General features: G+C 67.7%; 25 protein-coding genes and 1 tRNA gene. 15 read left to right on the forward strand and 11 right to left on the reverse strand.

The genetic code is table 11. The annotated features are described in order from the left end of the window. Nucleotides 1–30: 30 nt before the first annotated feature. Entirely contained in the window at nt 31–642 is a 612-nt protein-coding gene (locus QE449_RS06900) for a TetR/AcrR family transcriptional regulator (RefSeq protein ID WP_027505499.1), read from the reverse strand. Nucleotides 643–990: 348 nt separating this feature from the next. On the opposite strand from QE449_RS06900, the gene QE449_RS06905 reads away from it, so the two are divergent. Both QE449_RS06905 and QE449_RS06910 read left to right on the forward strand, forming a co-directional pair. Then, nucleotides 991–2,331 (forward strand): hypothetical protein, encoded by a 1,341-nt coding sequence (locus QE449_RS06905; RefSeq protein ID WP_307108519.1) that lies wholly within the window; start codon nt 991–993, stop codon nt 2,329–2,331. Between the two features lie 31 nt (nt 2,332–2,362). Beyond that, nucleotides 2,363–3,754 (forward strand): dipeptidase, encoded by a 1,392-nt coding sequence (locus QE449_RS06910; protein ID WP_307108520.1) that lies wholly within the window; start codon nt 2,363–2,365, stop codon nt 3,752–3,754. Here QE449_RS06910 and bcp read toward each other — a convergent pair. Continuing rightward, nucleotides 3,732–4,205 (reverse strand): thioredoxin-dependent thiol peroxidase, encoded by a 474-nt coding sequence (gene bcp / locus QE449_RS06915; RefSeq protein ID WP_285185942.1) that lies wholly within the window; start codon nt 4,203–4,205, stop codon nt 3,732–3,734. The genes QE449_RS06910 and bcp overlap by 23 nt on opposite strands. A 112-nt stretch (nt 4,206–4,317) precedes the next feature. Between bcp and QE449_RS06920 the strand changes: the two genes are divergently transcribed. Continuing rightward, the gene (locus QE449_RS06920; protein WP_027505503.1) at nt 4,318–4,539 is read left to right on the forward strand and encodes a DUF3618 domain-containing protein; all 222 of its coding nucleotides are present in this window, start codon (nt 4,318–4,320) and stop codon (nt 4,537–4,539) included. A 92-nt stretch (nt 4,540–4,631) separates the two neighbouring features. Beyond that, nucleotides 4,632–4,707 (forward strand) — tRNA-Lys (locus QE449_RS06925). Between the two features lie 914 nt (nt 4,708–5,621). Here QE449_RS06925 and QE449_RS06930 read toward each other — a convergent pair. The 3 genes from QE449_RS06930 to QE449_RS06940 all read right to left on the reverse strand — a co-directional run bounded on the left by QE449_RS06930 (nt 5,622) and on the right by QE449_RS06940 (nt 7,014). Continuing rightward, nucleotides 5,622–6,071: a MarR family winged helix-turn-helix transcriptional regulator gene (locus QE449_RS06930; protein WP_307108521.1), complete on the reverse strand. Its 450-nt coding sequence runs from the start codon at nt 6,069–6,071 to the stop codon at nt 5,622–5,624. Nucleotides 6,072–6,136: 65 nt separating this feature from the next. Next, a complete protein-coding gene (locus QE449_RS06935) occupies nt 6,137–6,556 on the reverse strand; it encodes a PPOX class F420-dependent oxidoreductase (protein ID WP_307108522.1) in 420 nt (139 codons plus the stop codon). Between the two features lie 65 nt (nt 6,557–6,621). Next, entirely contained in the window at nt 6,622–7,014 is a 393-nt protein-coding gene (locus QE449_RS06940) for a nuclear transport factor 2 family protein (RefSeq protein WP_027505506.1), read from the reverse strand. Nucleotides 7,015–7,210: 196 nt separating this feature from the next. Here QE449_RS06940 and QE449_RS06945 point away from each other — a divergent pair, with 196 nt between their 5' ends. Continuing rightward, the gene (locus QE449_RS06945) at nt 7,211–9,832 is read left to right on the forward strand and encodes an excinuclease ABC subunit UvrA (protein ID WP_307108523.1); all 2,622 of its coding nucleotides are present in this window, start codon (nt 7,211–7,213) and stop codon (nt 9,830–9,832) included. 25 nt (nt 9,833–9,857) lie between these two features. Here QE449_RS06945 and QE449_RS06950 read toward each other — a convergent pair whose 3' ends face one another. Continuing rightward, nucleotides 9,858–10,124: a CGNR zinc finger domain-containing protein gene (locus QE449_RS06950; RefSeq protein WP_307108524.1), complete on the reverse strand. Its 267-nt coding sequence runs from the start codon at nt 10,122–10,124 to the stop codon at nt 9,858–9,860. On the opposite strand from QE449_RS06950, the gene QE449_RS06955 reads away from it, so the two are divergent. The 4 genes from QE449_RS06955 to QE449_RS06970 all read left to right on the forward strand — a co-directional run bounded on the left by QE449_RS06955 (nt 10,123) and on the right by QE449_RS06970 (nt 14,203). Then, nucleotides 10,123–11,208, forward strand: coding sequence for an LLM class flavin-dependent oxidoreductase (locus tag QE449_RS06955; protein ID WP_307108525.1), 1,086 nt, complete (start codon nt 10,123–10,125; stop codon nt 11,206–11,208). The genes QE449_RS06950 and QE449_RS06955 overlap by 2 nt on opposite strands. A gap of 340 nt (nt 11,209–11,548) precedes the next feature. Beyond that, entirely contained in the window at nt 11,549–12,082 is a 534-nt protein-coding gene (locus QE449_RS06960; protein ID WP_307108526.1) for a DUF4440 domain-containing protein, read from the forward strand. Between the two features lie 43 nt (nt 12,083–12,125). Then, nucleotides 12,126–12,785 (forward strand): response regulator transcription factor, encoded by a 660-nt coding sequence (locus tag QE449_RS06965; RefSeq protein WP_027505508.1) that lies wholly within the window; start codon nt 12,126–12,128, stop codon nt 12,783–12,785. Further along, nucleotides 12,785–14,203: a HAMP domain-containing sensor histidine kinase gene (locus tag QE449_RS06970; RefSeq protein ID WP_307108527.1), complete on the forward strand. Its 1,419-nt coding sequence runs from the start codon at nt 12,785–12,787 to the stop codon at nt 14,201–14,203. The genes QE449_RS06965 and QE449_RS06970 overlap by 1 nt, the downstream gene beginning before the upstream one ends. A gap of 154 nt (nt 14,204–14,357) precedes the next feature. On the opposite strand, the gene QE449_RS06975 is transcribed toward QE449_RS06970, so the two are convergent. Together QE449_RS06975 and QE449_RS06980 are read right to left on the reverse strand one after the other, a co-directional pair. Then, complete coding sequence (locus QE449_RS06975; RefSeq protein ID WP_307108528.1) at nt 14,358–15,791, reverse strand: PepSY domain-containing protein; 1,434 nt, start codon at nt 15,789–15,791, stop codon at nt 14,358–14,360. Between the two features lie 125 nt (nt 15,792–15,916). Continuing rightward, nucleotides 15,917–16,438, reverse strand: a complete 522-nt coding sequence (locus QE449_RS06980; protein WP_307108529.1) for a hypothetical protein — start codon at nt 16,436–16,438, stop codon at nt 15,917–15,919. Nucleotides 16,439–16,644: 206 nt separating this feature from the next. On the opposite strand from QE449_RS06980, the gene QE449_RS06985 reads away from it, so the two are divergent. Together QE449_RS06985 and QE449_RS06990 are read left to right on the forward strand one after the other, a co-directional pair. Beyond that, nucleotides 16,645–17,064 carry a MarR family winged helix-turn-helix transcriptional regulator gene (locus tag QE449_RS06985; protein ID WP_307108530.1) on the forward strand — a complete coding sequence of 140 codons (420 nt, stop codon included), beginning with the start codon at nt 16,645–16,647 and terminating at the stop codon, nt 17,062–17,064. A gap of 33 nt (nt 17,065–17,097) precedes the next feature. After that, the gene (locus QE449_RS06990; RefSeq protein ID WP_307108531.1) at nt 17,098–17,535 is read left to right on the forward strand and encodes a hypothetical protein; all 438 of its coding nucleotides are present in this window, start codon (nt 17,098–17,100) and stop codon (nt 17,533–17,535) included. Nucleotides 17,536–17,768: 233 nt separating this feature from the next. On the opposite strand, the gene QE449_RS06995 is transcribed toward QE449_RS06990, so the two are convergent. Further along, nucleotides 17,769–17,915 (reverse strand): hypothetical protein, encoded by a 147-nt coding sequence (locus tag QE449_RS06995; protein ID WP_155957001.1) that lies wholly within the window; start codon nt 17,913–17,915, stop codon nt 17,769–17,771. Between the two features lie 252 nt (nt 17,916–18,167). Here QE449_RS06995 and QE449_RS07000 point away from each other — a divergent pair, with 252 nt between their 5' ends. Further along, a complete protein-coding gene (locus tag QE449_RS07000; RefSeq protein ID WP_307108532.1) occupies nt 18,168–19,403 on the forward strand; it encodes a YncE family protein in 1,236 nt (411 codons plus the stop codon). 27 nt (nt 19,404–19,430) lie between these two features. Here QE449_RS07000 and QE449_RS07005 read toward each other — a convergent pair whose 3' ends face one another. Beyond that, nucleotides 19,431–20,273 carry an SDR family oxidoreductase gene (locus tag QE449_RS07005; protein ID WP_307108533.1) on the reverse strand — a complete coding sequence of 281 codons (843 nt, stop codon included), beginning with the start codon at nt 20,271–20,273 and terminating at the stop codon, nt 19,431–19,433. 63 nt (nt 20,274–20,336) lie between these two features. Here QE449_RS07005 and QE449_RS07010 point away from each other — a divergent pair, with 63 nt between their 5' ends. Then, nucleotides 20,337–20,687, forward strand: a complete 351-nt coding sequence (locus QE449_RS07010; RefSeq protein WP_042576608.1) for a helix-turn-helix domain-containing protein — start codon at nt 20,337–20,339, stop codon at nt 20,685–20,687. On the opposite strand, the gene sigC is transcribed toward QE449_RS07010, so the two are convergent. Next, nucleotides 20,684–21,256 carry an RNA polymerase sigma factor SigC gene (gene sigC, locus QE449_RS07015; RefSeq protein WP_027505517.1) on the reverse strand — a complete coding sequence of 191 codons (573 nt, stop codon included), beginning with the start codon at nt 21,254–21,256 and terminating at the stop codon, nt 20,684–20,686. The genes QE449_RS07010 and sigC overlap by 4 nt on opposite strands. Before the next feature lie 83 nt (nt 21,257–21,339). Between sigC and QE449_RS07020 the strand changes: the two genes are divergently transcribed. Both QE449_RS07020 and QE449_RS07025 read left to right on the forward strand, forming a co-directional pair. After that, nucleotides 21,340–22,098 carry a zf-HC2 domain-containing protein gene (locus QE449_RS07020; protein WP_027505518.1) on the forward strand — a complete coding sequence of 253 codons (759 nt, stop codon included), beginning with the start codon at nt 21,340–21,342 and terminating at the stop codon, nt 22,096–22,098. Nucleotides 22,099–22,147: 49 nt separating this feature from the next. Further along, nucleotides 22,148–24,445: a cation-translocating P-type ATPase gene (locus tag QE449_RS07025; protein WP_037185681.1), complete on the forward strand. Its 2,298-nt coding sequence runs from the start codon at nt 22,148–22,150 to the stop codon at nt 24,443–24,445. Nucleotides 24,446–24,487 lie beyond the last annotated feature (42 nt).

Genomic DNA, 24,487 nt, shown 5'->3' on the forward strand with positions numbered 1-24,487 from the left:
GAATGACGGAGAAGAGGAGAGCCGACGCGATCAGCGTCGGCTCTCCTTTTCTGCCACCAACAGGTAGGCGCCCATCAGGCGCTTCAGCTCGGCGACGGCGTCGGCGTGACTCTGACCGTCCTGCACCGAGAAGTTGAGCATGGAGTAGACGACGTGCACGAGCACCTCGGCCATGAGGTTGCGGCGGGCACGTGGGGTGCGGGGTGTGAGCGGTGCGAGCACCCGCTCCACCTGGGCGGCGAACGCCTTCTCGTGGATCATGCCGGTGGCGCGTGTGGCCGGGGTGGACTGCATCGCCAACCACACCTCGCGTCGGGACGGATCCGACGTCCACAGGCTGGAGAGATGGTCCAGGAAGTCGTCGAGGAAGCGTAGCCAGTCGAGTGACGGAACCTCCCCGTCGAAATCGGCGAACTCCTGGCGCACGCCTGCGAGATCCTGGCGACCCAGTTCGCACACGATGACGTACTTGTTGGCGAAGAACTGGTACAGCGTGCCGATGGGCAGCCCGGCGCGGGCCGCGACCTCCTCGCACGTGAACGACTCGAACCCCACGTCGGTCAACAGTTCGCGCGACGCCGTCAACAATGCGTCGAACTTCCGTTTGCTGCGCTCCTGGGTGGGGCGGCGACGGGGGAGCAGCTCGACGGGCTCGTTCTCGTCCGCGTTCTCGCTGGTGTCGGCCCCGTCGCGGACATCGGTCTCGTCGTGAAGGCCCTGTTCGTGCGCCGTCTCCTCGGTGATCGGGGTGCTGCGCCCCGGTGCTCCGTCGGTCGACTCCACGTCACCAACAGTATCGGTCGACCCACCGTTCTCGAACAGCGAGCTACCGTTCGGCCGCATTCAATATGAACTTACGGTATGTTTAGAGACTGTTACAAGACGCATCGTTCACTGACGGAGCATGTAGTCGATCGTTCAGGCCGGTCTCGGGGGAGTCACGACGGCTGTGTCGGCTTCCGGTTCGTCTTCGAGAAGAGGAGGCACATCATGAACGACACCCCCCGCAACAGCAGCGCACCCGAGACCCGTGGTGACACCACCGTGGTCTCCGCCGTTCTGCTGTATCACCTGGACGGGTCCACGGTGACGGCGTCCCTGCTGTCTCCCATCGACGGGTCGGACCTCGGCGTCGCCGAGTCGATCGACCTCGAGGACTTCTCGCCCGAGCAGATCGGGCTGACGGTGCCGATGCTGTGGGACCTGGTGGACGTCGCCGACGCCTGTGTCATGTCCGTCGTGACCTCGGGCGCTGCCGCTGACATCGACGTGGCTCCGCCCATCCTCGAACTCGCGTTCGGTGTTCCCGTCTTCGACTCTCCCACCCCGGTCGTCGCGGACACGCCCGCCGACGGCACGACACTCGACGACGACGCCACTCCTCCTGCCGACGATGTCGCGCCCTGGCAGCGGACCACACCCTCCGCTGTCGCCGCCGCCGCAGCGGCAGCCCGCCCACCTCTGCGCCCGACGCGTCCCGTCCCGGCCAAGCCGGTACGCCGGTCCGCGACCGGTGCGGGGAAGTCCGGCGTCGTGAAGTCGGGCGCGTCCGCGTCGCCGATCTCGAAGTCCGCAGCGGCACGTGCCGGTGTGGCAGGTGCCGCCGCCGCGGCTGCTCGCCCCCGAGTCGCGTCCGCCGACGAGGTCACGCCCGTCGACAAGGCCGTTCCTCCCACGACGTCGTCCGACACCGACACCGAGGTGTTCCCCGCCGTCGTAGCGCCTGCTGTCGTCGATCCGATCGACGATGCTCGGACCGAGGCCATCCCGGTGGTGACGGCCGCGTCCGTCGCTCCCACCGGTCGCCGCTCGCGCCGTTTCGTCGGGTTCGCCGGCGCTGCTGCAGCAGCAGCGCTGGTCGCGGCGGGCATCGGTACCGCTGCCGTGATGTCCGGTGGATCGGACAGCGTGCCCCAGAACACCGCCGCTGAGCAGCAGGCCCCGAACGGTGGCTCCGCGTCCCCGGTGGCAGATGCTCCCGCAGCCGCGGCACCGGTGGTTCCCGCTGCTCCGGCCGCGTCGCCGGCCCCCGCTGCTCCGGCAGCGCCGGTTCCGACAGAGGACGCCGCAGCAGACGCCGCGGCCTACGACTGGACCGCGCCGTCGGCAGCACCCTGGTCGCCGACCGCCGCTGCGCCGGCGCCCACGCCGTGGACCACCACGCCGCCACAGCAGCAGTCGTCCTCTCCCAGTGCGGTACCCGCTCCGCAGTTCACCGTCCCGGTGCCCGAGCAGGATCCGAACAAGTCCCCGCAGCAGCTGCAGGACGAGGCGTGGGCAAAGCACTGGCAGCAGACCGGGCAGTGGCTGAACCAGGAGTTCCCGCAGTAGGTCGACGCGTCGAGGTGTCAGACTGTTTTCCATGACCTCTGGTACCGATGCGCAGTTGTCCGAGCTCCGAGACCGCGTGCGTGCGAGCATGCCGCGAGTGCGCGCCGAACTGGCAGACCTCGTCGCCTTTCGCTCCATCGCCGATCCCGAGCAGGCGCCGCCGTCCGAGTGCCGCTCCGCCGCGGAGTGGGTGCGAGACGCGTTCCGCGACGCCGGCGTGACGGGCACGGAGTTGCACGAGACGTCCGACGGATCGGCGGCCGTCATCGGTCGGCGCCGCGCTGCGGACGGTGCTCCGACGGTCCTGCTGTACTCGCACTACGACGTCCAGCCTGCGGGCGACGAGTCTCTCTGGAAGAGCGCGCCTTTCGAGTTGACCGATCGGGACGGTCGCTGGTTCGGACGCGGTTCGGCCGATTGCAAGGGCAACGTGCTGATGCACCTCGCGGCGCTCCGTGCGCTCGGCTCCGACTCCGAGGTGGGCATTGTGGTGGTGTGCGAGGGCTCAGAGGAGACCGGGACCGGTGGCCTCGAGGACCTGGTGCACGATCGTCCCGAACTGTTCGCGACCGATGTGATCGTCATCGGCGACACGGGCAACATCGCCGTCGGAACGCCGACGCTGACGACGTCGCTGCGCGGCATGGCGATCGTGCGGGTCGACGTCGAGACACTCCGCGGCGCAGTGCATTCCGGCATGTACGGCGGTCCTGCGCCCGACGCACTGGTGGCCCTCGTCTCAATGCTCGCCACGCTGCACGACGTCAACGGAGACACCACCATCGACGGGGTGGACGGTTCCGGCGTGTGGGACGGTGCCGAGTGTCCGGTCGAGCGTTTCCGGACGGATGCGGGCGTGCTGGACGGTGTGGAGCTCACCGGGAGCGGGTCCATCGCGGACCATCTCTGGGCCCGGCCATCCGTCACCGTCATGGGCATCGACTGCCCACCCGTGGTGGGAAGCGCCGCCGCCGTGGTGCCTCGCGCGTCCGCGCGCATCGGACTGCGCGTACCGCCCGGCATGGACGCCGAGAAGACGCGTGATCTGCTCGTCACTCACCTGACGAATGCGGCGCCGTGGTCCGCGCGGGTGACGGTCACGCCGGATGCCGTCGGATCACCCTTCGCCGCCCGTACGGACGGCCCCGCGTACGGCACGCTGATGACCGCGCTGAGCGACGCCTACGGCGAGCCCGTGCAGTTCGCCGGGCAGGGCGGTTCCATTCCGCTGTGCACCGCGCTGCAGCGCGCGGTGCCGGATGCGGAGATCGTCCTCATGGGCGTCGAGGAGCCGCTGTCGACCATTCACGCACCGAACGAGAGCGTCGACCCCAGCGAGATCGAGACCATCGCGGTGGCCGAAGCAGCGTTCCTGAGCCGCCTGCCCGAGCAGTGGCGGCTCAGAGCTTCAGATCGCGGATGAGCTTGGCGACGTGGCCGGTGGCCTTCACGTTGTACTGAGCCACCTCGACCTTGCCGTCGGCGTCGATGACGAACGTCGAGCGGATGACGCCCGTGACGGTCTTGCCGTACATCGACTTCTCGCCGAACGCGCCCCACGCCTGCAAGGTCGACTTCTCCGGATCGGAGAGCAGCGGGAACGTGAGGCCCTCGTCGTCGCGGAACTTCGCCAGCTTGGCGGGCTTGTCCGGCGACACCCCGATCACCTCGAGGCCCGCATCGTTGAGCTGCGCCAGGCTGTCGCGGAAGTCGCACGCCTGCTTCGTGCACCCCGGCGTCGCCGCGGCGGGGTAGAAGTAGACGACCACGCGTCGGCCGGCGTAGTCCGCCAGCGACACGGTGTTGCCGTCGGCGTCGGGGAGGGACAGGGCGGGAGCAGCGTCGCCTGCGGACAGTCTCGAGGTCGTGGTCACGATGCCAAACTTAGCCGACTCGTCCGAGCCGGGCAGGCGCGCCGGGCGTCGTGCTCTAGGCTCTGAGGCGACCGCAGAAGTTCTGCATCTTCGTCCAGCCGGGAGGGCTTTCGTGGCACGCAACACCGACAACATCGAGCGCGACATCGAGGCCGCACGCGACCAGCTCGCGTCGACCCTGGACGAGCTCAGCGTGCGCGCCAACCCGAAGCGGCTGGTCGAGAACACCAAGCGCAGCGTCGTGGGCACCCTCAACGAGCCCGCCGTGAAGTTCTCGCTCATCGGCGTCGGCGCCGTCGTCGCCATCCTGGTGATCCGCAAGATCGTCAGCTGAGCATCTGCGCAGGTCAGTGACTCGATTTCACTCCCTGCGCGCCAGGTGTTAATGTCTTTCACGCACCGAGGAGCGCGAGCCGCTCCGACCATGCGCCTATAGCTCAGTTGGTAGAGCAAGTGACTCTTAATCACTGGGTCCGGGGTTCGAGTCCCTGTGGGCGCACCAAAAAGGGCCCCTGATCAGCGGTTATGCTGATCAGGGGCTCTTCTGGTTTCGGTGCCACTCACTACTTATTCATGACTTTCAACTCGAAAACTCGCGTGTTCGGGCTCTCCGGGCAGAGACTGACGGTGCATTACCGCTGGTCAGGGCGTCGCCATCTGGTCTGTACTGGGTCCAATGGACGGTAATCAAGAGTCATGTAGCAACGGACGTCCACCACGGGCCGCGCTGAGGGCTGTCGCCCGCCATCTGACATGGGGCGGCCGGTAGTCGTGCCGCCAGCGACCATTACCCTTTGGCGTTCACCACCGAGCTCCCCACTCGTGTGCCGCACCCGGGCGCGAAGTTCCGAGCGCGGTGACGTGATGGTGGGTTACCTGGTCTGGCGCGCCCGAAACTGGTCGCTGCCGCGCGCGGTCACCGGTCGTCGGGCATTGCTCTGCTCAGTTGCAGGGCGACGCCGTGACGGCCATGGCCCGTGAGCACACCCCTGACGTGGTGGTGATGGACGTGCGATGCCGTGGGTCGACCGCGTCGCCGCGACCTCCGACCTGCGCCGCAACCTCGAGGCGGACGGACCCGCGGCGCTGGTGCTGACGACTTCGACATCGAGGAAGCAGCCTGGTCCGGCATCGAGCCGCGCCGACTGGCTCGTCCTCGAGGACGCGGAGACCGAGTTTCTCCTTGTCGCGAGCGGTGCACACCGGATCCCAGGTCGTTCCCGCTCCGGCGACCCGTCGCCTCCTCGCCCGGCACCGCACCCACGATCGACCCGGCCCAGAGTCAGGACCCACGTGTTCGAGCCGCTCGGCGAACTCGACCTGCAGGACTGTGGCCAGCTCGCGATCTACGTTCGCCGCACGAATTTGCTGTGATCGGGTCCGAGCATCCGGAGGACGTGACAGATCGACGTGCGGTCACCGGCTACTGTCGGCCGATCTGCCTGCAGCCCGCAGCATCTCGAGAGCGGAGCCCACTGCGCGAATGGTGTCGTCGTCGAGAACCGCGCCGATGCGCCGGTCGAGTTCGCGGTCGAACACGACAGTTCCTGCCGCGAGAATCTCGCGGCCGGCCGGTGTCAGTGCGACGAGTGAGGACCGGCGGTCGTCCGGGTTCGCTCGGCGGGCGCAGTAGCCCGCCGCTTCGATGCGGTCGACGACCTTGCTGGTTCCTCCGACGGTGATGGCGAACTCGGCGGCGATGTCCTGCACCCGGACACCACCGTCATGAGCGTCGATCAAGCGCAGGATTTCGAACCAGGTCAGGTGCAGGTCGCACTCGGCCTGCAATGCCTTGTCGATCGCGCTCCAGAGGTCGATCTCGTACCGGACGAGGTTGTCGAAAAGGGCGGTGTTGTCGTTCGTCATGGCCGTTCCGTGTTGTTTGTGGGCGGGTGCGCTCGCGATGTGCGAGCGCACCCGAGGTGATCAGGTCAGTCGGCCGCCACACCGTCGAACGCGCTGACCTTGTCGATGCGTCCGTGCACGGTGACGATGCCGGGTCCGCCGTTGCGCTCGGAGTACTCGTCGACGCGATCGTCGCCCATGTACTGGGCGCCCAGCCTGCCGGCCCAGCGTCGAGCTTCGGTCGGGTCGTGGTCGATGCGGGCGGTGCCCTGGAACATGACGAACGAATACGGCGGTCGGTCGTCGTCGACGACGAGCGCGAACCGTGGGTCGCGGGCGAGGTTGCGGCCCTTCACCGAGGTCGTCTCGGTCTGGAAAACCAGCTCCTTATCGTCGAGGAGGAACCACAGCGGTGCGACATGGGGGCTGCCGTCTGCTCGGACGGTGGCCAGTTTCCCGGTGCGCGTTCCAGCCGAGACGAACACGCGCCACTGGTCCTCGGTCATGATGGGCATGGTGGTGATCCTGTCGTCGCACGAAGGGGGCTGGGTGTTGTACCCCGGTGAGGTGGTCAGCGACCCCAGAATGCGTCCTCGGCGGCGGCGTCGGCGGAGAACAACCACATCTCGACGATCTTGCCGTCGGCCACGCGCAGGAGGTCCACCCCGTCCATGGCCATGCTCTGCTCACCGCGGCGGCCGGAGAAGTGGATCGACGCGGCAACCAGGTCGCCGTTGTCCATGTACGAGTTGACGGCGTCGATGGCGAACGTGCCGGCGCTGGTCTCCATCATCGCCCCGAGGAGCGCGAAGACGGCATCACGGCCGGTGTGGTCGCCGGAGAATCGGTGCGAGCCCGGCTGGTGCCAGACGATGTTCTCGGCCAGCAACTCGCCGAGCGTGGTCATGTCGCCGGTCTGGACGGCGGTGAAGTAGGTACGGGCGAGGTCGGTGGTGGTGCTCATGAGTGGGTGTCCTTCGTTCGTGTGTCGGGACAGCCCTCGTGTCGGGGCCGTGGAACAACCATGGCATATGTATTCCATGGAAGCAACTTCCAGGTACGTGTATTCTTGAATCACGTCGGAGGCCCAATCGCGATGCGTTCTTCATGGAGCCGTCCGGGCGCGCCACCGCACTGCATCACCCGATCGAGGAGAACCGATGACGCACGACGAGATCCCCACCACCACCGTGCGCGAGAGCGGCGGAGTGCTCGCTCGGCGGCAGCCCGCCGCGGCGCACGAGCAGCCGGCAGCGATCGAGGTGCGCGGCGCGAAGGTTCACAATCTCGCCGACATCGATGCGTCGATACCCCTGCACACGCTTGTCGCGGTCGCGGGGGTGTCGGGGTCGGGAAAGTCGTCGTTGGCGATGGGGGTTCTGTACGCGGAGGGCTCGCGCCGCTACATCGAGGCACTCTCGACCTACACCCGCCGCCGCATGTCGCAGTCCGCTCGCGCCGACGTCGACAGTGTCGAGCACGTGCCGGCCGCACTGGCCCTGCGCCAGAGACCCGGCGTGCCCGGCGTGCGCAGCACCTTCGGCACGTCGACCGAGCTACTCAATGTCCTGCGATTGATGTTCTCGCGTTTGGGTTCCCATTGTTGTCCGAACGGTCACCGACTCGACCCCACGGTCGAGGTCGCCCTCGACCACGACCTGACGTGCCCGGTCTGCGGAACCACCTTCCGCCCTCCGGGCGCCGAGTCGCTCGCCTTCAACTCCGACGGCGCCTGCCCTCGGTGTTCGGGCAACGGCGTTGTGCGCGAGGTGGACCAGAGTTTGTTGGTGCCCGATCCGAGCCTGAGCATCGACGCCGGTGCGGTGGCTCCCTGGTCGATGTTCGGTCTCACGGTGATGCCTCGCGTCGTCGCCGAGATGGGTGTACGCACCGATGTGCCATATGAAGAACTGCGCGCCGAGGAACGCGACGTCGTCATGCACGGCCCGGCGGAGAAGCGGCACATCACCGTCCCCACCCAGAACGGCAAGCTGTTCGAGATGGACTTCACCTACCGCAACGCCGTACGCGCGGTGGAGGAAGCGCTGAACAAGGCGACGAGCGAGAAGGGGCTGAGCCGGGTCGACCGTTACATCAGCACCCACACCTGCCCCAGTTGCCACGGCGTCCGTCTCAGCGACTCGGCCCTCCGATCGCACATCGGCGGCATCGATCTCGGCCAGGCCACCGCCAAGACTCTCGACGACCTCACCGGCTGGGTCACCACCATCGAGACGTCCCTGCCCGCGGACATGACGCAGATGGCGCGCAACCTCGTCGACACACTCCTCGAGATGGCCCTGCGGCTCGTCGGGCTCGGCCTGGGCTATCTGACACTCGACCGCGGCAGTGCCACCCTCTCCACGGGCGAACGGCAACGCGTCCAACTCGCGCGCGCGGTGCGAAACAGAACCACCGGAGTGCTCTACGTGTTGGACGAACCGTCCATCGGACTCCACCCGTCCAACGTCGACGCCCTCCTCGACATCATGCGAGACCTCCTGCGGGACGGGAACTCCGTGGTGTGTGTCGACCACGACGTCCAGGTCCTACGCGACGCCGACTGGATCGTCGAGATGGGGCCCGGCGCGGGCAGAGACGGCGGACACGTGGTGGCGACCGGCACTCCCGCCGACCTGGGGGACGATCCGGCCTCCCTGCTCGGCGGCTTCCTCGTCGGTCGCGAAGGCATCGTCGTGCGCGATCGCGCACCGTCCGATCAGATGTTCGCCCGCGGACGGATTCACCTGACCACCCGTCCCCTGCACACCGTTCACGCTCTCGCAGTCGACATCCCGTCGGGGCGTATCACCGCGGTGACCGGCGTCTCCGGGTCCGGCAAGACGACGATGGTTCTCGACAGCCTGGTGCCCGCACTGATCGCTCGCGGCGCCGGCGGACGTCCACCCGCACACGTCACAGCATTCGACGCACCGGGCATCACGCGCGTCAACGTGGTCGACGCCACCCCCATCGGAATCAACGTGCGCTCCACCGTCGCCACGTACAGCGGGATCCTCGACGACCTGCGCCGCGCCTTCGCATCGACACCGGCAGCCGCAGAGCGCGGTCTCACGGCCGCCGACTTCTCGTACAACACAGGGTCCCTGCGCTGCCCCCGGTGCGAGGGAACCGGCCAGATCTCACTCGATGTGCAGTTCCTGCCGGACGTCGACATCGACTGCCCCGACTGCTCCGGCACGCGTTACTCCCCGGCCGCCCACGAGATCCGCCGACCTGTCCAGAATGCCTCCGGTCCACCGGACATCTCGCTCCCGGACCTGCTCTCCTGCACGGTGACCGAGGCGCTCGAGCTCACCACCGACCTCCGGCGCGTCCACACCCGCCTGCAGACCCTCGTCGACCTCGGATTGGGCTACCTCACCCTCGGCGAAGCCACACCCGCTCTCTCCGGCGGCGAGGCGCAGCGCCTCAAACTGGCAACCGAACTACGTCGCGACCAAGCCGACACCCTCTTCGTTTTCGACGAACCCAGCGTCGGACTGCACCCACTCGACGTCCGCACACTGCTCACCGTCATCGACCGCCTCAACGACAACGGCGCCACCATCGTCGTCATCGAACACGACCTCGACATGATCGCCAACGCCGACCACATCATCGACATGGGCCCCGGCGGCGGTGACGCCGGCGGACGCATCGTCGCCACCGGCACACCCGACGACGTCGCCGCCGACCCCTCCAGCATCACAGGCCGCTATCTCCACGAGCACCTACGAGCCGGAGTAGCGAACAACGGCCCCCGCGGTCGGGACCGGTGACACATTCGTCGAAACTAACGGGCTCTCAAGTTCTTTCGGCTGCCGCATCCTCCGACTGCCTACCTCGTGAATAAGACCGGGCCGCTCTCACTCGGTCCCCGCACCGAACGGAGCACCACCGCCGACGGGCGTGGGTGCGGATCATCAGGCGGTCGCACGGCAGTGCCTCGCACCGGGCGATCGATCCTGCAAGAGGGCCGGTGACGAGTTCGGCTGCGTCCTCTGCGATATGAGCCATCGCGTACTCGACGAGCTGAGTGACCGGGTGCTGCTGAACACGCGGTATGACCATGACCGTCGCACCACACTCCGGCACCGCGCCGTTCACCCTCTCGGTCCTCGACAACGCCCTCACCGGGGTCGGCCAGACGGCTCAGCAGGCCTACGCAGAGATCATCGAGCTGGCGAAGACGTCGGAACGGAGCGGGTATCAGCGGTTCTGGATGTCCGAGCACCACGCCATGCCCGGCGCGACCGCCTCCTCGCCGCAAATGATGCTGTCCAGACTGACCGGCGAAACCGAACGCATCCGCCTGGGGGCAGGCGGGGTCATGCTGCCCAACCACTCACCACTGGTGATCGCCGAACAGTTCGGGATGCTGGACACCCTCGCGCCGGGACGAGTCGATCTGGGACTCGGGCGCGCACCGGGTACCGATCCGGCGACGGCGGAAGCGCTGCGGCGGACCACGAACGGCGACGACTTCCCCTCTCGGGTTGCCGAAGTGATCGGATTTCTGGGCGACGACTTCCCCCGCGGCCATCGTTATGCGAACGTGCACGCCGTCCCGGGCCCGTGGCAGGCGGATCAGAACAGGGTTCCTCGACCGGCCACAGCGCCACAGGTGTGGATCCTCGGCTCCTCCCCGTACTCCGCCCAGTTGGCGGGCCGACTGGGCCGTCCGTACGCGTTCGCGTTGCAGTTCGGGGACGCAGACGTCGACGGTGCCATGTTGTTGTACAGGAGCACTTTCCGACCGTCCGACGTCCTGGACGAGCCGTACAGCCTCGTCAGCGTCGGAGTCGTCGCCCACGACGATGCGGAAGAAGCGAGCCGCCAGACCACATCCGCTGCCATGGCCATGCTCCGCATGCTCCAACGCAAACCGTTCGCACTGATCCCACCGGCCGAAGCTGAGGCCTACCCTGCGACCGCTCAGGAGCGGAACGTTCTCGACCACTACCGGCAGCAGTACGTGCACGGCACCGTCGGCACCGTCGTCGACACCCTCGAACAGCTACAGAGTAGAACCGGTGTCGACGAGGTCATGCTCGCCGTTCAGGGACATTCGCGCAGCGCCATGTCCCGCACCGTCGAACTGATCGCCGACCACTACGACATGGCCGAGTCGACCCTCGCCGCGGCCGCTCGGTGATCTGACGCGGCGGCCCGACCTCGACCCCGTCAGGCACCGGCGGCGGTGAGGTGGTCTCGGCAGTCGAGGTACTCGAGATGGTACTGACGGTGGTGAGTTCACCCGGTGATGGATCCGGTCGGGCGGCCGGGGGAGAGCATGGACGGTCGCGACCACCCGGCGCAACACGTGTGAGGTGGGGGCGGTCACACAGCATCGGATCGAGTGCACAGCCCACACCACTCCGGGTGGAAAGTTGTCCGTCCGCTGACACTTCCCTGACGCTGCGCTGGCAATCGCATCGCGATGCTTGATCTGTCACCGAAAGTGGTTCGGTGACAACAGATCGAGAGGGAAGACCATGCGCACCAAGACCGTCGTCCGCGCCACCTCCGTCGCTGCCGTCGCCTCAGTCGCCATCGTTCTGGCGGCATGCGGCACCGGGCAGGCATCCACGCCCGCCGCAGCCGACACCGACACCGCCGCAGGCACCAACGCCTCCGCCCACGCGGTCGGCGAACTCACCCTCGACCGCATCGAGGACCAGTTCGATACCTGGCTCGATACCGTCGCGCAGGGCGACCCCCAGGCGATCAACGCTCTCTACCGAGAGGACGCGGTACTTCTTCCGACGTTGTGGGCAGGGGTGTACAACAGCTCCGACGAGCGACTGGCCTATTTCACCGACTTCGTCACCAAGAAGCCGACCGGCGAGATCGACGAGTCCGTGCCGCAGCTGCTCAGTCCCACGTCGGGGTCGCTGTCGGGCCTCTACACGTTCACCATGGGCGAGTCCGGGGACAAGGTGCCGGCGCGCTTCACCTTCGTCTTCGAGCTCGAGGATGACGGGGACGTCGTGATCGTCGACCACCACTCCTCGAAGCTGCCGGCCTGAACCACCTGACACGGCGCACACCGCCGGGATGGGACCATGACCCGTGCGTGTACTCCTGGTCGAAGACGACCCGTCGATCTCCGACCCTCTGACCGCGGGTCTGCGGCGATACGGCTACGAGGTGCAGCAGGTGACGACGGGGGCGGACGCACTCGCGGCTCCGCTGCCCGACGTGGTTCTGCTCGACCTTGGGCTACCCGACATGGACGGCTTGGACGTGTGTCGTGAAATGCGGCGGAACTCGGCGGTACCCATCGTGGTCATCACCGCACGAGACGACGAGATCGACACCGTGGCCGGTCTCGAGGTGGGTGCGGACGACTACGTCAGCAAGCCGTTCGGGGTGCGCGAGATCATCGCCCGTATTCGAGCGGTGATGCGGCGCACCGGGTCCGACTCCGCGACGTCGGTGGCGGCGCCCCAGTCGCTCGGGCTGATCCTGCTCGACCGTGCTGCCCGCCGAGTGAGTGTGGACGGCGTCGAGGTTCTGCTGGCGCCGAAGGAGTTCGACCTCCTCGCTCACCTCGCCGAGTCGCCGGGCGCGGTGTTCACCCGCGAACAGCTGATGGAGGCGGTGTGGGACGAGCACTGGTTCGGCCCCACGAGAACGCTGGACGTCCACGTCGCTGCGCTCCGGCAGAAGTTCGGCGACGCGCTCGCTCTGACGACCGTGCGCGGCGTCGGTTTCCGCCTGGAGGTCTGATGGTCCGCCGTCTCGTCGCGTCGTATCTCGCACTGGTGGCACTCGCGTTGGCGCTGTTCACCGTTCCCGAGGGCATCGGACTGGTGAACGCCCTGCGCGGCAACCAGGCGGAGGTGGGACTGCGTGAAGCGCGTACCGTCGCGGTTCTGCTCGCGACCGCCGATGCTGCCGACCCCGACTCGGCGGCGGGAGCGGACCTGGCGCTGCTCACCCTGCGCAGCAACCTCGAGGAGCAGACGGGTGGCCGGGTGGAGTTGCTCTCCGCGGACGGGCGTCCCGCACTGGGACGTCCGGTGTCGAACCCTCTCGGAGTCGACATCGGCGCGGCGCTGCAGGGGCGGGAAACCGTGACGCGTACGGACGATTCCGTGCTCGGTGAGCCCGGTCTGCAGGTCACCGTGCCGTCGAACGATCCGAACGGTACGACGGTCGGAGCGGTGCGTCTGACGTATCCGTCCGCTCCCGTCACCGCGCAGATCAAGGAGCTGTTCGGGTTCCAGCTGATCGTGGCGTTGGCGACGCTGGGTATCGCGGCGGCCGCGGCGTGGTGGCTCGCCCGGTCGATGACGCGTCCGTTGCGGCTTCTCGACGGTATGGCTCGGTCCCTGTCACGCGGGGACTTCGCCGCCCGCACGGATCCGTTGGACGCAGGGCCGGAAGAGACACGTCGGGTCGCCGAATCCATGAACGATGCCGCTCGGCGCATCAGCGACCTGATCGACGCGAAGAGGCAGTTCGTGGCCGACGCGTCGCACCAACTCCGCACACCGTTGACCGCTCTGCGATTGAGTCTCGACAACCTCCAGGACGAGGTGAGCGACCCCGACGCACGGGCGGCCGTGGACCGGTCGATCGCGGACACCGTGAGGATGACGCGACTGGTGCATGACCTGTTGACCCTTGCGCGCGCCCAGAAGCCGATCGACCGTCCGACAACGGTCGACGTTCAGGCCGTCGTCGACGAGCGCCTCGCCACCTGGTCCGCTGCGGCGAGTGCGCATGGCGTGGAACTGGTCTCGTGCGTTCCCGCCGGTACTCGGGCGGTCCTCGGCGACGGTCACCTCGAACAATTCCTGGACAATGTTCTGGCCAACGCGGTCGACGTCGCCCCACCGGGCACCGACATCGTCGTCGACGCCGCGGTCGGGGGTGAGTCCTTGCGCCTGACGATCACCGATAGAGGGCCGGGACTCTCGGCGGAGGACCGGCGCCGTGCGCTCGACCGTTTCTGGACCCGACGCCCGGGTGGATCCGGCCTCGGATTGTCCATCGTCGATCAGCTCGCCCGCGAGAACAGGGGGAGTCTTTCGCTCGAACCGAACGCGGACGGGGGACTGATCGTGGTGATCACGCTACCGACATCGACCCCGCTCCGCACTCGTCCGCGACCGTCCGGTTCGAGCGGCAGCACGTCGTGACCCGGGCCGACGCTGCCACCGTGGGAGGTAGCGGGCGCTCGGTATCGCCGAGTCGGCCGGGTTCGCTGATGTCGAATGGTGCGTCGACGGTCACATCACCTGCCTCCTCGAAGGTGACGGAGATCGAGGTTGCGTCGAAACTCCATCGCGCTTCTCACACGCGTGCACTACGCGAGCGGAAGCCGGCGACGAGGTCGACGGCGAGGAAGGCGAGCAGGGACAGACCCAGGAGCGGCACGAACCACCCCACGGCCACGTTGGCGACGACGAGTCCGACCGCAGCGACGGGCGGGATGCGCCAGAGGGCTCCCCGCTGCGGCGGCCGGCCCACCGGGGATGCGCCACTACGAACAGGTCTGCGCTGGAACCACATTCGATACCCGGCGACGATCATGGTCACCAGGACGGCCGCCAACGCCAGCAGGGCGAGTTGGCTGACGAGCCCGAACAGCACCCCCATGTGCAGGCTGATGCCCCAGGTGGTGAGTTTGGCGGCAAGGGGCCAGTCGGAGAAGCGCTGCACGTCGACGACTCTCTCGGATGCCCCGTCGACGGCGATCGAGTCGGTGGAGAACACCCACGGATCACGGAGTTGCGCCACCGTGAAGGCGGTGTCTCTCGAAGTGGGGATCGATGCTTCGACGGCGCCGGTGACGTCGTTCGCACGAGCGACGGCGAGGACACCGTCGATCTGACGGACGTCCACCGGCTCGGCTGTCGTCGCGGCATCCGACGTGCCGTGTCCGGTGTGGTCTGCGTGCTGGTCGTCCGAGTGACCGGCGTGACCGGTGAGATCAGTGTCGACGGCGGGGGTTGTCCAGCTCAACGCGGATCGTAGGTCGTCGATGTTGGATCCGGCGTGGTTCGACCACGTCAGTCCGGTCGCGGACAGGAATACCAGCCCGACGACGATCCACGCTCCGCTCGCCCCGTGCAGGCCGAGCGTGCGCCGTCGACCGCGGGCGGTGCGGTCGACGGTGAACAGGCGTGCATTGTCGGAGTTCCGACTGCGCTGGCGTCGGTAGCGCTCCACCCAGAGGAATACCCCGCCCAGCGCGACGACGCCGAGCCAGGACGCGGCGAGTTCGCTGTAGAGGCGGCCGGTGTCGCCGAGGTGCAGGGTGCGGTGCAGCTCGCTGAGGCAGGTGCGCAGCGGAAGCGAGCCCGACGAACCGTAGACCGTCGACTGCCCGACGGGGGCGGCGGTGACGGGGTCGATGAACACGGCGGCGCGCTCGGACTCGCCGAGGCTCGGATCGGTGAACAGGACGCGGGTGGTGTCGCCCGGCTCGGTGGCCGGTCGGACGGCGGCGACGGTGAGATCGGGTCGCTCCTGCTGCGCGGAGAGGATCTGGTCGGACACCGGTAGTGCGGGTCCGGTGCTGTCGGTGTGGAGCAGGTCGCGGTAGACGACGCTCTCGAGTGTGGGTGCGATGGCATAGAGGCCGCCGGTCACCGCGGCGACGAGGATGAACGGTGCGATGAAGATGCCGGCGTAGAAGTGCAGGCGCAGGATCAGTGGTCGCCACGCTGACGTGGGCGGCGCTGGGGAAGCCGCGGTGGGCTCGGTCTTCTCGGGTGTGGACATGGTTGTGCTCGATTCCGGTGGTGGCGCGCGCGAGAGCGCCGAGTCTCGACACACGAGATCGGCGGTCGGCGAGGCAGGATGCATCACCCGACGGCGTGCTGCGTCGGGCGGCTGTCGAGGAAGGGTTACCGGAGTCGGGCGGGTGGGCCGCGGGTGCCGCGCCCGGAGAGGTCGAGCAGACGCGCGGGTGCGTCGACCCGGGTGACGGGTCGGGCTGGGCGGACCGTGTCGGTGTCGACGGCCGCCACGGCGAGGACGATCGGGAGGATGCGGCGCATCGCTCGTGCGGCGGCGATGATGCCGCGTTCGGCGCCGTGGACGGCGACGGCGCCGATACCGACGGCGCCGAGGTGGGCTGCGGCCATGCGGGGGTCGAGGAGCGGACCGTGGTGATGGCCGTCCACGACGGTCAGGGTGAGGTGTCCGAGCACCTGCGCTGCGACGAGGGCGACGACGAGGCGGCTCCTGCCGGCCGGCACTGTCGAGACCATCCACCCGACGCCGGCGCAGACCGCGAGCAGCGCGACCGCGGCGGACTGAGAGGGCAGTGCCGCTCCACCGAGATCATGAGCGGCGGCGACGACGAGCACGGACAGAGCGCCGACGACGACGCCGCGCAGAGGCGCACTGGTCGCCGGGGTGCTCATCGCCGACACCCTACCCGGCTGCTACGCAACGTAGTAGTTCTCGCGGTCGGATCGGCACTCCTGTTCTGCGTCTGCGGACCGCGGTGCTGCCGGCCGGACGCCAATTTCCACGCGCTCGCACTGCTCGCGGTGCAACCCCTGTCGCACCGCTGATCCGCACCGTCGTCTCGGTACAGGCGACGAGTCACGGCCGATAGTGTGACCACATGGTCGACCGAGTTCCCCTGAGCCCCACGACGGCACTGCTGGCAGTGGCCAAGGCGTGGGAATCCACGCTGAACGAGGCGCTCAAGGCCATGGGGTTGACTGCTCGCAAGTACGGGATGCTCGCTCACATCGGATCCGCGCCCGGCATCTCGTTCAGTGAACTCGCCCGTCGATCGTCCATCACGGTGCAAAGTGTGCACGTCACGGTCGCCGGTTTCATCTCGTCCGGATTGGTCGATGATCACACGGCGCATTCGGGATCTGCAGCGCACCTCAGTATTTCGAGTGACGGCGAGAAGTTGCTGGCTCGTGCCGCCGACGTGATGAGAACGGTGGACGAGAAATTCTCCGCGGCTGCGCCCGATCTGGCCGATGCGCTGCGCGTGCATGCGGAGCGATGGGCCGCCCGCGATCAGTAGACCTTCAGCTATATTGAAGGTGTGGAAGACCTCATGCTGTCCGCTCACGTCGTGGTGGGCACTCTGTTCGTGGGACCCGTGGCGGTGGTGACGAGCCTGTTCCCCCGGTACGCCCCGGTGTCGATCCCGTCCGTCCGCGAGTCCGGCGAGCGCAGTACCGACGTTGCTCGTGTGCTGCATCGCGTGACTCGCGTGTACGGCACGCTCGCGCTGGCCGTGCCCGTCACGGGTCTGACGCTGGCGCTCGTCCAGGGAAGAACGACCGATACGTGGGTGATTGCGGCGATGGCTCTCACTGCAGTAGCCGGTGGCTTGCTGGCCTTCCGGATCGCTCCGCTGCAGCGAGAGGCGCTGACCTCACCGGACACGGGTGCGCGTCTGCGCCGAATCGGGATGTCGACCGGTGTCTTCAACCTGGTGTGGGTCGTCGTCGTGGTGTTGATGGTCGTACGGCCCGGTGAGACCGCGTAACTCCCGGGCTGCTGCGTGCGTTGTCGATACTCTCGGTGATCGAAACAGTCACCGTCGTAGTACTTCTCGTCAATGTGGTGACGTTCGACGGCAGAGGGTTCTCGCTGCGTACACGAGTGCAGGCTCTGATTCCCGTCCTCAGCGGACCTTTGACGTACCGCAATGTTGCACGTGAGCGTCGGCGCCACAACGCTGCGCCGCGCGACACGTGAGCGTTGCGGTAGAGCCGCGATTCACCCGCGAGAGTTGTCTCCAGCGACCAGTCCTGCTCGTAGGTGGTCGTGGAGATAGTGGCCGGTGATGCTCGAGGGGTCGGCGGCGACGTCGTCGGGTGTGCCGGTGGCGACGATGTGCCCGCCGGCCTTCTCGTCGCGTGTCATCGCTCCCCCTTCGTCGAGTGGTGCGGTGCCGTGCAGATGCCCGTGAGGCCGACACCGAAATGTCTGTATGTCGAAGCTTCGGACAGTGTCCCGCGGCTTCGCCGAGAAGTCGGTACTCCACCTCAAGAATTACGCTGAGCTTGTCTGCTGGCACGTATTCCGCGAAGTTCGCGTGGCCGTGAGAACCTCGGTGGATACCCTGAACGCGCCGGGGGGCACGGGGCACCTCGACGACATTCTCGGGGGCCGCACATGACCGTTCGCACCACACTTTTCGCCATCGCCACCGCGGCACTGACGGCGATGGGCACCGTTGCCGTAGCGACCCCGGCGGTGGCTGCGCCCGGGCTCACGGACGTGCTGTTCGTGGCCAACAACTGGGACGGGACCGCGGACTACCTCACCCCCGACGGCAACCTGACCAGACTGGGTCGGTTGAACGTCGTGCCGGACAAGGAACAGCGCCTCGCGGAGGTCTACCGGAATCCAGTGCGTGCCGCGTTCTACTTCGGAATCCGGCAGCTGGTGGGCGAGGGTCACGACCAGTACGCCGACGACATGTACACATCGAAGGACGGCAGGAAGCTGATCGTCTCGCGGCCCAGCTTCGCCGATGTCGTCTCCCTCGACATCGCAACCGGTGCGATCGATTGGCGGTTCGCCGTCGACGGCCAGCGCGCCGATCACATGGCGATCTCGGACGACGGCACCCAGGTCGCTGTCTCGGCGTCGACGGCCAACACGGTGCACATCCTGGATACGGCGAACGGCCGCGAGATCGGCAGATTCCCCACCGGCACCTCCCCGCACGAGAACGTGTACACGAAAGACGGCCGCTACATCATCAACGCGAGCATCGGCCGCGTCGAGACACCCCTCGACGCGCCCGCTCTCGGCGTGACCAAGTTCCCGCGCTGGATCGCCTTCTACGACAGGACCACCGGGGCCGTCACGCGCCAGATCGACATCGGGCGCAAACTGGCCGAGGCCGGGCACCCCGACATGAGTTCGTCCGTCCGCCCGATGACGCTCTCACCGGACGAACGTTTCCTCTACCTGCAGGTCTCTTTCTTCCACGGCGTCGTGGAGTACGACCTGCAGCAGGACCGGGTCACGCGCGTGGCGGATCTTCCCATCAGCCCTGCGGCGGCGGCACTTCCGCGCGAGTCGTACCTGCTCGACTCGGCCCATCACGGCATTGCGATGAACACCGCCGGCACCAAGATGTGCGTCGCGGGAACGATGTCGGACTACGCCACCGTGGTCTCGCGGGACACCCTGACGGCGGGGCCGCTGGTGACCTCCGGTGAGAAGCCCTACTGGTCCACGCGCAGTGCCGACGGTCAGTACTGCTTCGTGTCGTGGGCGGGAAGTGACAAGGTCTCGTCCATCTCGTTCGACACCGGTCTGGAAGTGGGCAGCGCCGTGGTCGGCGACCATCCGCAGCGGATGCGTACCGGCGTCGTCAGCAGCTCGATCATCGGCTGAAGCTTCGCTGGACGCGCACGCAGTGCGTCAGACGTCCAGGTCCGTCAGCCATTGCTGCACGGTGCGCGGGGTGATGCCGAGCAGGTGCTGCGCGGACCTGTCCGGGGTGATGACCTCACCGGACATCGTGTGTCGGTGGTGGTAGGACTCCACGACGGGCCCGGCGGCTCCAGCGCCGAACAGGGGAGTGATGAGGTCTCCGTAGTGGTCGGGGGTGATGGCGCGGAAGGTCACGGGCCGGTCGAGGTAGGCGGCAAATCCTGCGGCGACGTCGGCACCGACGAGGCCTGGCAGTGCACCGACCGACACGACGCCGGTGACGGTGTGGTCGGTGAGCAGACGAACGGCGACGTCCGCGATGTCGAGGTGTGAGCTCCAGGACACGGCGTAGTCGTCCCGGATCGGGTACATGAGGACGCCGTCGTCACGTACCGGACCGAGGGAAACGGGGAGCAGGAAGTTCTCGAGGAACACGCGGGGCTCGATCACGGCATGGGACACGCCGCTGTCGGCGAGCTCGCGGGCGAGGACCTCGGGAGCCGACGTCGGCGGGGTCGAGTCGTCGATGGTGGATCCACTGGTGGAGAACACGACTCGGGCAGGGCGCGCGCGCCGGACGGCCTCGGCGACAGCGTGGGCCGCGGCCATCTGGACATCGAGGGGACCGATGGGAATATGGACGAAGACGCCGTCCACGCCGGTGTAGGCGTCGACGAGCGAGTCGACGGAGGTGTAGTCGACGGCCACCGCCGGGCCCTCGACGGACGAGGTGTCGCGGACAGCGGCGGTGCCGGAGTGGCCGGCTGCGGTGAGTGCGGCGAGGACGGGAGAACCCTGAGCGCCCGTGGCGCCGTGAACGATGTAGGTCATGAACCCATTAGTGCATGCGATGCAGTGGTTACATCAAGTGCACTGGCTGTAACGTGGGGATACATGAGGCCGATCGCGTTCGAGGACTGCTCCGTCGAGACCTGCGGAGTGACGCGGTTCCTGAGTCTGCTGGACGGCCCGTGGGCCACGTTGATCGTGCGCGAACTGTTGGGTGGTCCCCACCGGTTCGGCGAACTGCTCACTGCACTCGACGGAATCAGTGCCCACACGTTGACCAATCGTCTGCGCAAGTTCGAGACCCACGGGTTGCTCGTACGGACGGTGTACCCGGAGATTCCGCCGCGGGTGGTCTACGAGCTCACGCCGCTGGGGCAGGGGCTCCGGCCGGTGTTGGACGCCATGAACGAGTGGGCCATGACCGTGCCGATCGCCGGTGTTGGCGAACGCGCCTAACCCGTGTCGGAGCCGACTTCGCCGACCCCGGCGATCAACTGTTCACGCGCACGCGCGACCCGTGAGCGGACTGTGCCGATGGGGCACCCGCACACATCAGCCGCCTCCTGGTAGGACAGCCCGAGCACCTGCGTCAGGATCAGTGCCTCGCGTCGGTCCGCGGGCAGATCGGCCAGCATCATGCGAACTTCCACCAGGTCCTCCGCGACGTTCGATCCCGTGGAGGCACTCTGCGCGGAATCCGCCACGGCCACCCAGTCGTCGCTTCCGACGAGCCGCGGGCGAGCCATCGCCGACCTGACCTGATCGACCACCACGCGTCGTGCGATGGACAGGAGCCAGGTGCGCGCGGAGGACTGCGCCGCGAACCGCGGGAGGGATGTCATCGCGCGGAGGTACGTCTCCTGCGTGAGATCGTCCGCGGCGGACGGGGAGCTCAGATGGGCGACGAATCGCCACACGTCACGCTGTGTCTCTCGAACGAAGGACTCGAGTGCGCGGTGATCACCTCGGCCGGCGGCGAGCGCCAACTCGGTGGTGTGCGCGTCGTGCTCGGCTCGGGAACTCACACCTTCAGTATAGTTGATGACCTTCAGTGTTATTGAAAAGGCCCGTCGGGAACTTTTCCGCAGTCCCGGGCGACCATTGACTCGTGGACTGCACACTCGCGCGAGAAGCGTTGTCGGCGCGCATCGACGGCGAACGGGAGCCCGTACCGTCCGCCCGGACCGACGAGCACCTGGAGTCCTGCGCCCGGTGCCAGAACTGGTACGCCTCCGCGACCGAGCTGACGCGCAGTCTCCGTGTCGGGTCCGCCCCACGCACCCCGGATCTGACACCGCAGATACTCGACGCCGTCGGCCTCCGTGCGCCGCGCGGTCGTCCCCGTCGCGTGGCGCGGTGGGTGTGCCGAGACCATCCGTGGAGAGCCGCCCTCGTTCTCGTGGCCATGGCGCAGATCTCGCTCGGCGTCGTACAACTCCTCGGAGTGGGACACACCCCTGCGGCCGACCCCATGGCGATGGGTCACGAGTCGATGGCCGGACACCTGTTCAACGAGAGCACCGCGTGGAACATCGCTGTCGGGATCGGATTCCTCGTCGCCGCGTGGCGACCGGCAGCGTCGGCAGGCTTGATGCCGGTCCTGGTCGCCTTCACCGGGCTGCTGGCGGTCTTCGTGATCACCGACTCGATATCCGGCCAAGTGACCGTCCAACGCGTCGCGTCCCACGCCATCATCGCCGTCGGTGTCGCGGTCACCGCGATGGTCCGGCGCAGCGCGAACGGGTCGACATCACCATCACCGCAACGCTTGTCGCACAGCGACGACGAGGGCGTCATCGTTCCGGACGGCGCGCGCCAGGGGCGCCGACGCGGCCACCTGCGAGACGCCGACGACTCCGCCGCGTGACATCCCCACTCCACCGAAACCGCAGTGTCGAACGAAAGAGCTGATCACCATGTCCGTCGGCACCCACCAGAACACTGACATCGCCGACGATGCGACGTCCGTGCGTGTCGCACTCGCCGTCGAGGGCATGACGTGCGGTGCCTGCGCCAACCGGATCGAGCGCAAGCTCAACAAGGTCGACGGGGTGAAGGCCTCGGTGAACTACGCCACCGCGGTCGCCACCATCGAGGCTCCGCCGTCCGTCACCACAGCAGACCTGTGCGGGATGGTCGAGGCCGTCGGATTCACAGCCGCGGAGTTCACCGACGACACCCGCGTCGACACCACGGCCGAGGACGCGCATTCCCGAGACCTGTTCCGCCGTCTCGTCGTCGCCCTGGTTCTGTTCGTTCCGCTGGCCGATCTGTCCATCATGTTCGCCGTCGTGCCCGACACACGCATCACGGGGTGGCAATTCATCCTGCTGGCGCTCGCTGCCCCGGTCGTCCTGTGGTCGGCGTTGCCGTTCCACCGGGCAGCGTTGTCCGGATTCGCGCACCGCACCACCACGATGGACACGTTGGTGTCCACGGGCATCATCGCCGCCACCGGGTGGTCCGTCTACTCGATGTTCTTCCAGACCTCCACGGCGGATCAGACCCGGGGCATCTGGGCGGCCATCACGTCGAGCGATGCGATCTACCTCGAAGTGGCAGCCGGCGTCACAGTGTTCGTACTCGCCGGCCGCTACTTCGAGGCAAAAGCCAAACGCCGCGCCGGCGGCGCCCTTCGAGCTCTCGCCGCTCTGGGAGCTCGGGATGTCTCGGTGCTCGTCCGCGGTGGCGGCGAACTACGGATTCCCGTCTCGGAACTGAAGGAGGGGCAGCAGTTCGTCGTCCGTCCGGGGGAGGTGATCGCCGCGGATGGTCTTGTCGTGGACGGACACTGCACTGTCGACACCAGTGCCATGACCGGTGAGTCGCTTCCCGTCGACAAGGAGGTCGGCACGGCGGTGACCGGCGGCACCGTCGTGCTGGACGGACGTCTCGTCGTCGAGGCCGCCGCGGTCGGGGCCGACACCGCGCTGGCCGGCATGATCAGGTTGGTCGACGCCGCCCAGTCGGGCAAGGCCGATCTGCAGCGCCTGGCGGACCGCATCTCCGGCATCTTCGTTCCCGTGGTGTTCCTGCTCTCGGCCGCGACATTCGCCGGATGGGTTGTCGGCAGCGGCGACATGAACGCAGCGGTCAGCGCTGCACTCGCGGTCCTGATCATCGCCTGTCCCTGTGCGCTGGGCCTGGCCACACCCACAGCGTTGATGGTGGCCTCCGGCCGCGGGGCGCAACTGGGGGTGTTCATCAAGGGACATCAGGCGCTGGAGGCCACACGCACGGTCGACACCGTCGTCTTCGACAAGACCGGGACCATCACCACCGGAGCGCTGACGTTCGAATCGATCGTCGTCGCTCACGGGGAGAACGAGGACGATCTGTTCCGACTCGCCGGAGCCGTGGAGGTCGCATCCGAGCACGCGATCGCGGCCGCGATCGTCGGCGCCGCTCGTGACCGACTGGGGACACTTCCGTCGGTCGACGATTTCGTCGCGCTCCCCGGACTGGGGGCACGAGGGCTCGTGGACGGCCGAGCCGTGGAGATCGGACGGCGGCGATTGTTCGAGGACAGGCAGTGGCCCGTTCCCGGAATTCTCGCCCGTGCACAGCACGAGAGTGAGCAACTCGGAGCGACAGCCGTCTATCTGGCAGTCGACGACCGAGTGCGGGCAGTTCTCGTCGTCTCCGACACGGTCAAGCCGTCCGCCGCGGCGGCCGTCGCGCAGCTGCACGCGCTCGGGCTCCGCACTCTGCTCGTCACGGGAGACAACGCCTACGCCGCGCAGGCAGTCGCCGACGCCGTGGGCATCACCGACGTCGTCGCCGAGGTGCTCCCCGAGGGCAAGGTCGAGATCGTCTCGTCGCTGCGCGAGAGCGGCCGCACGGTCGCCATGGTGGGCGACGGCATCAACGACGGACCGGCCCTCGCCACAGCGGACCTCGGTCTGGCGATCGGTGCAGGGACCGATGTCGCCATCGGTGCCGCCGACATCATCGTCGTCCGGGACGACCTCGGCGCCGTGGTGGATTCCCTGGGCCTGGCGAAGGCCACGCTCGCGACGATCAAGGGAAACATGGTGTGGGCGTTCGGCTACAACGTCGCCGCCATCCCCGTCGCAGCGGCCGGACTGCTCACTCCGCTGCTGGCCGGGGCGGCCATGGCGTTCTCCTCGTTCTTCGTCGTCTCGAACTCTCTGCGACTACGCCGTTTCACAACCTCCAACTCGGTCACCGGCGAGCGGGAATCGCCGCGCTGAGGGTTCGCGGGAACTTTCTCGATGGAGCGGCCGACTTCTCTT

The sequence above is a fragment of the Rhodococcus sp. SORGH_AS_0303 genome (assembly GCF_030819335.1).
Classification (GTDB): domain Bacteria; phylum Actinomycetota; class Actinomycetes; order Mycobacteriales; family Mycobacteriaceae; genus Rhodococcoides.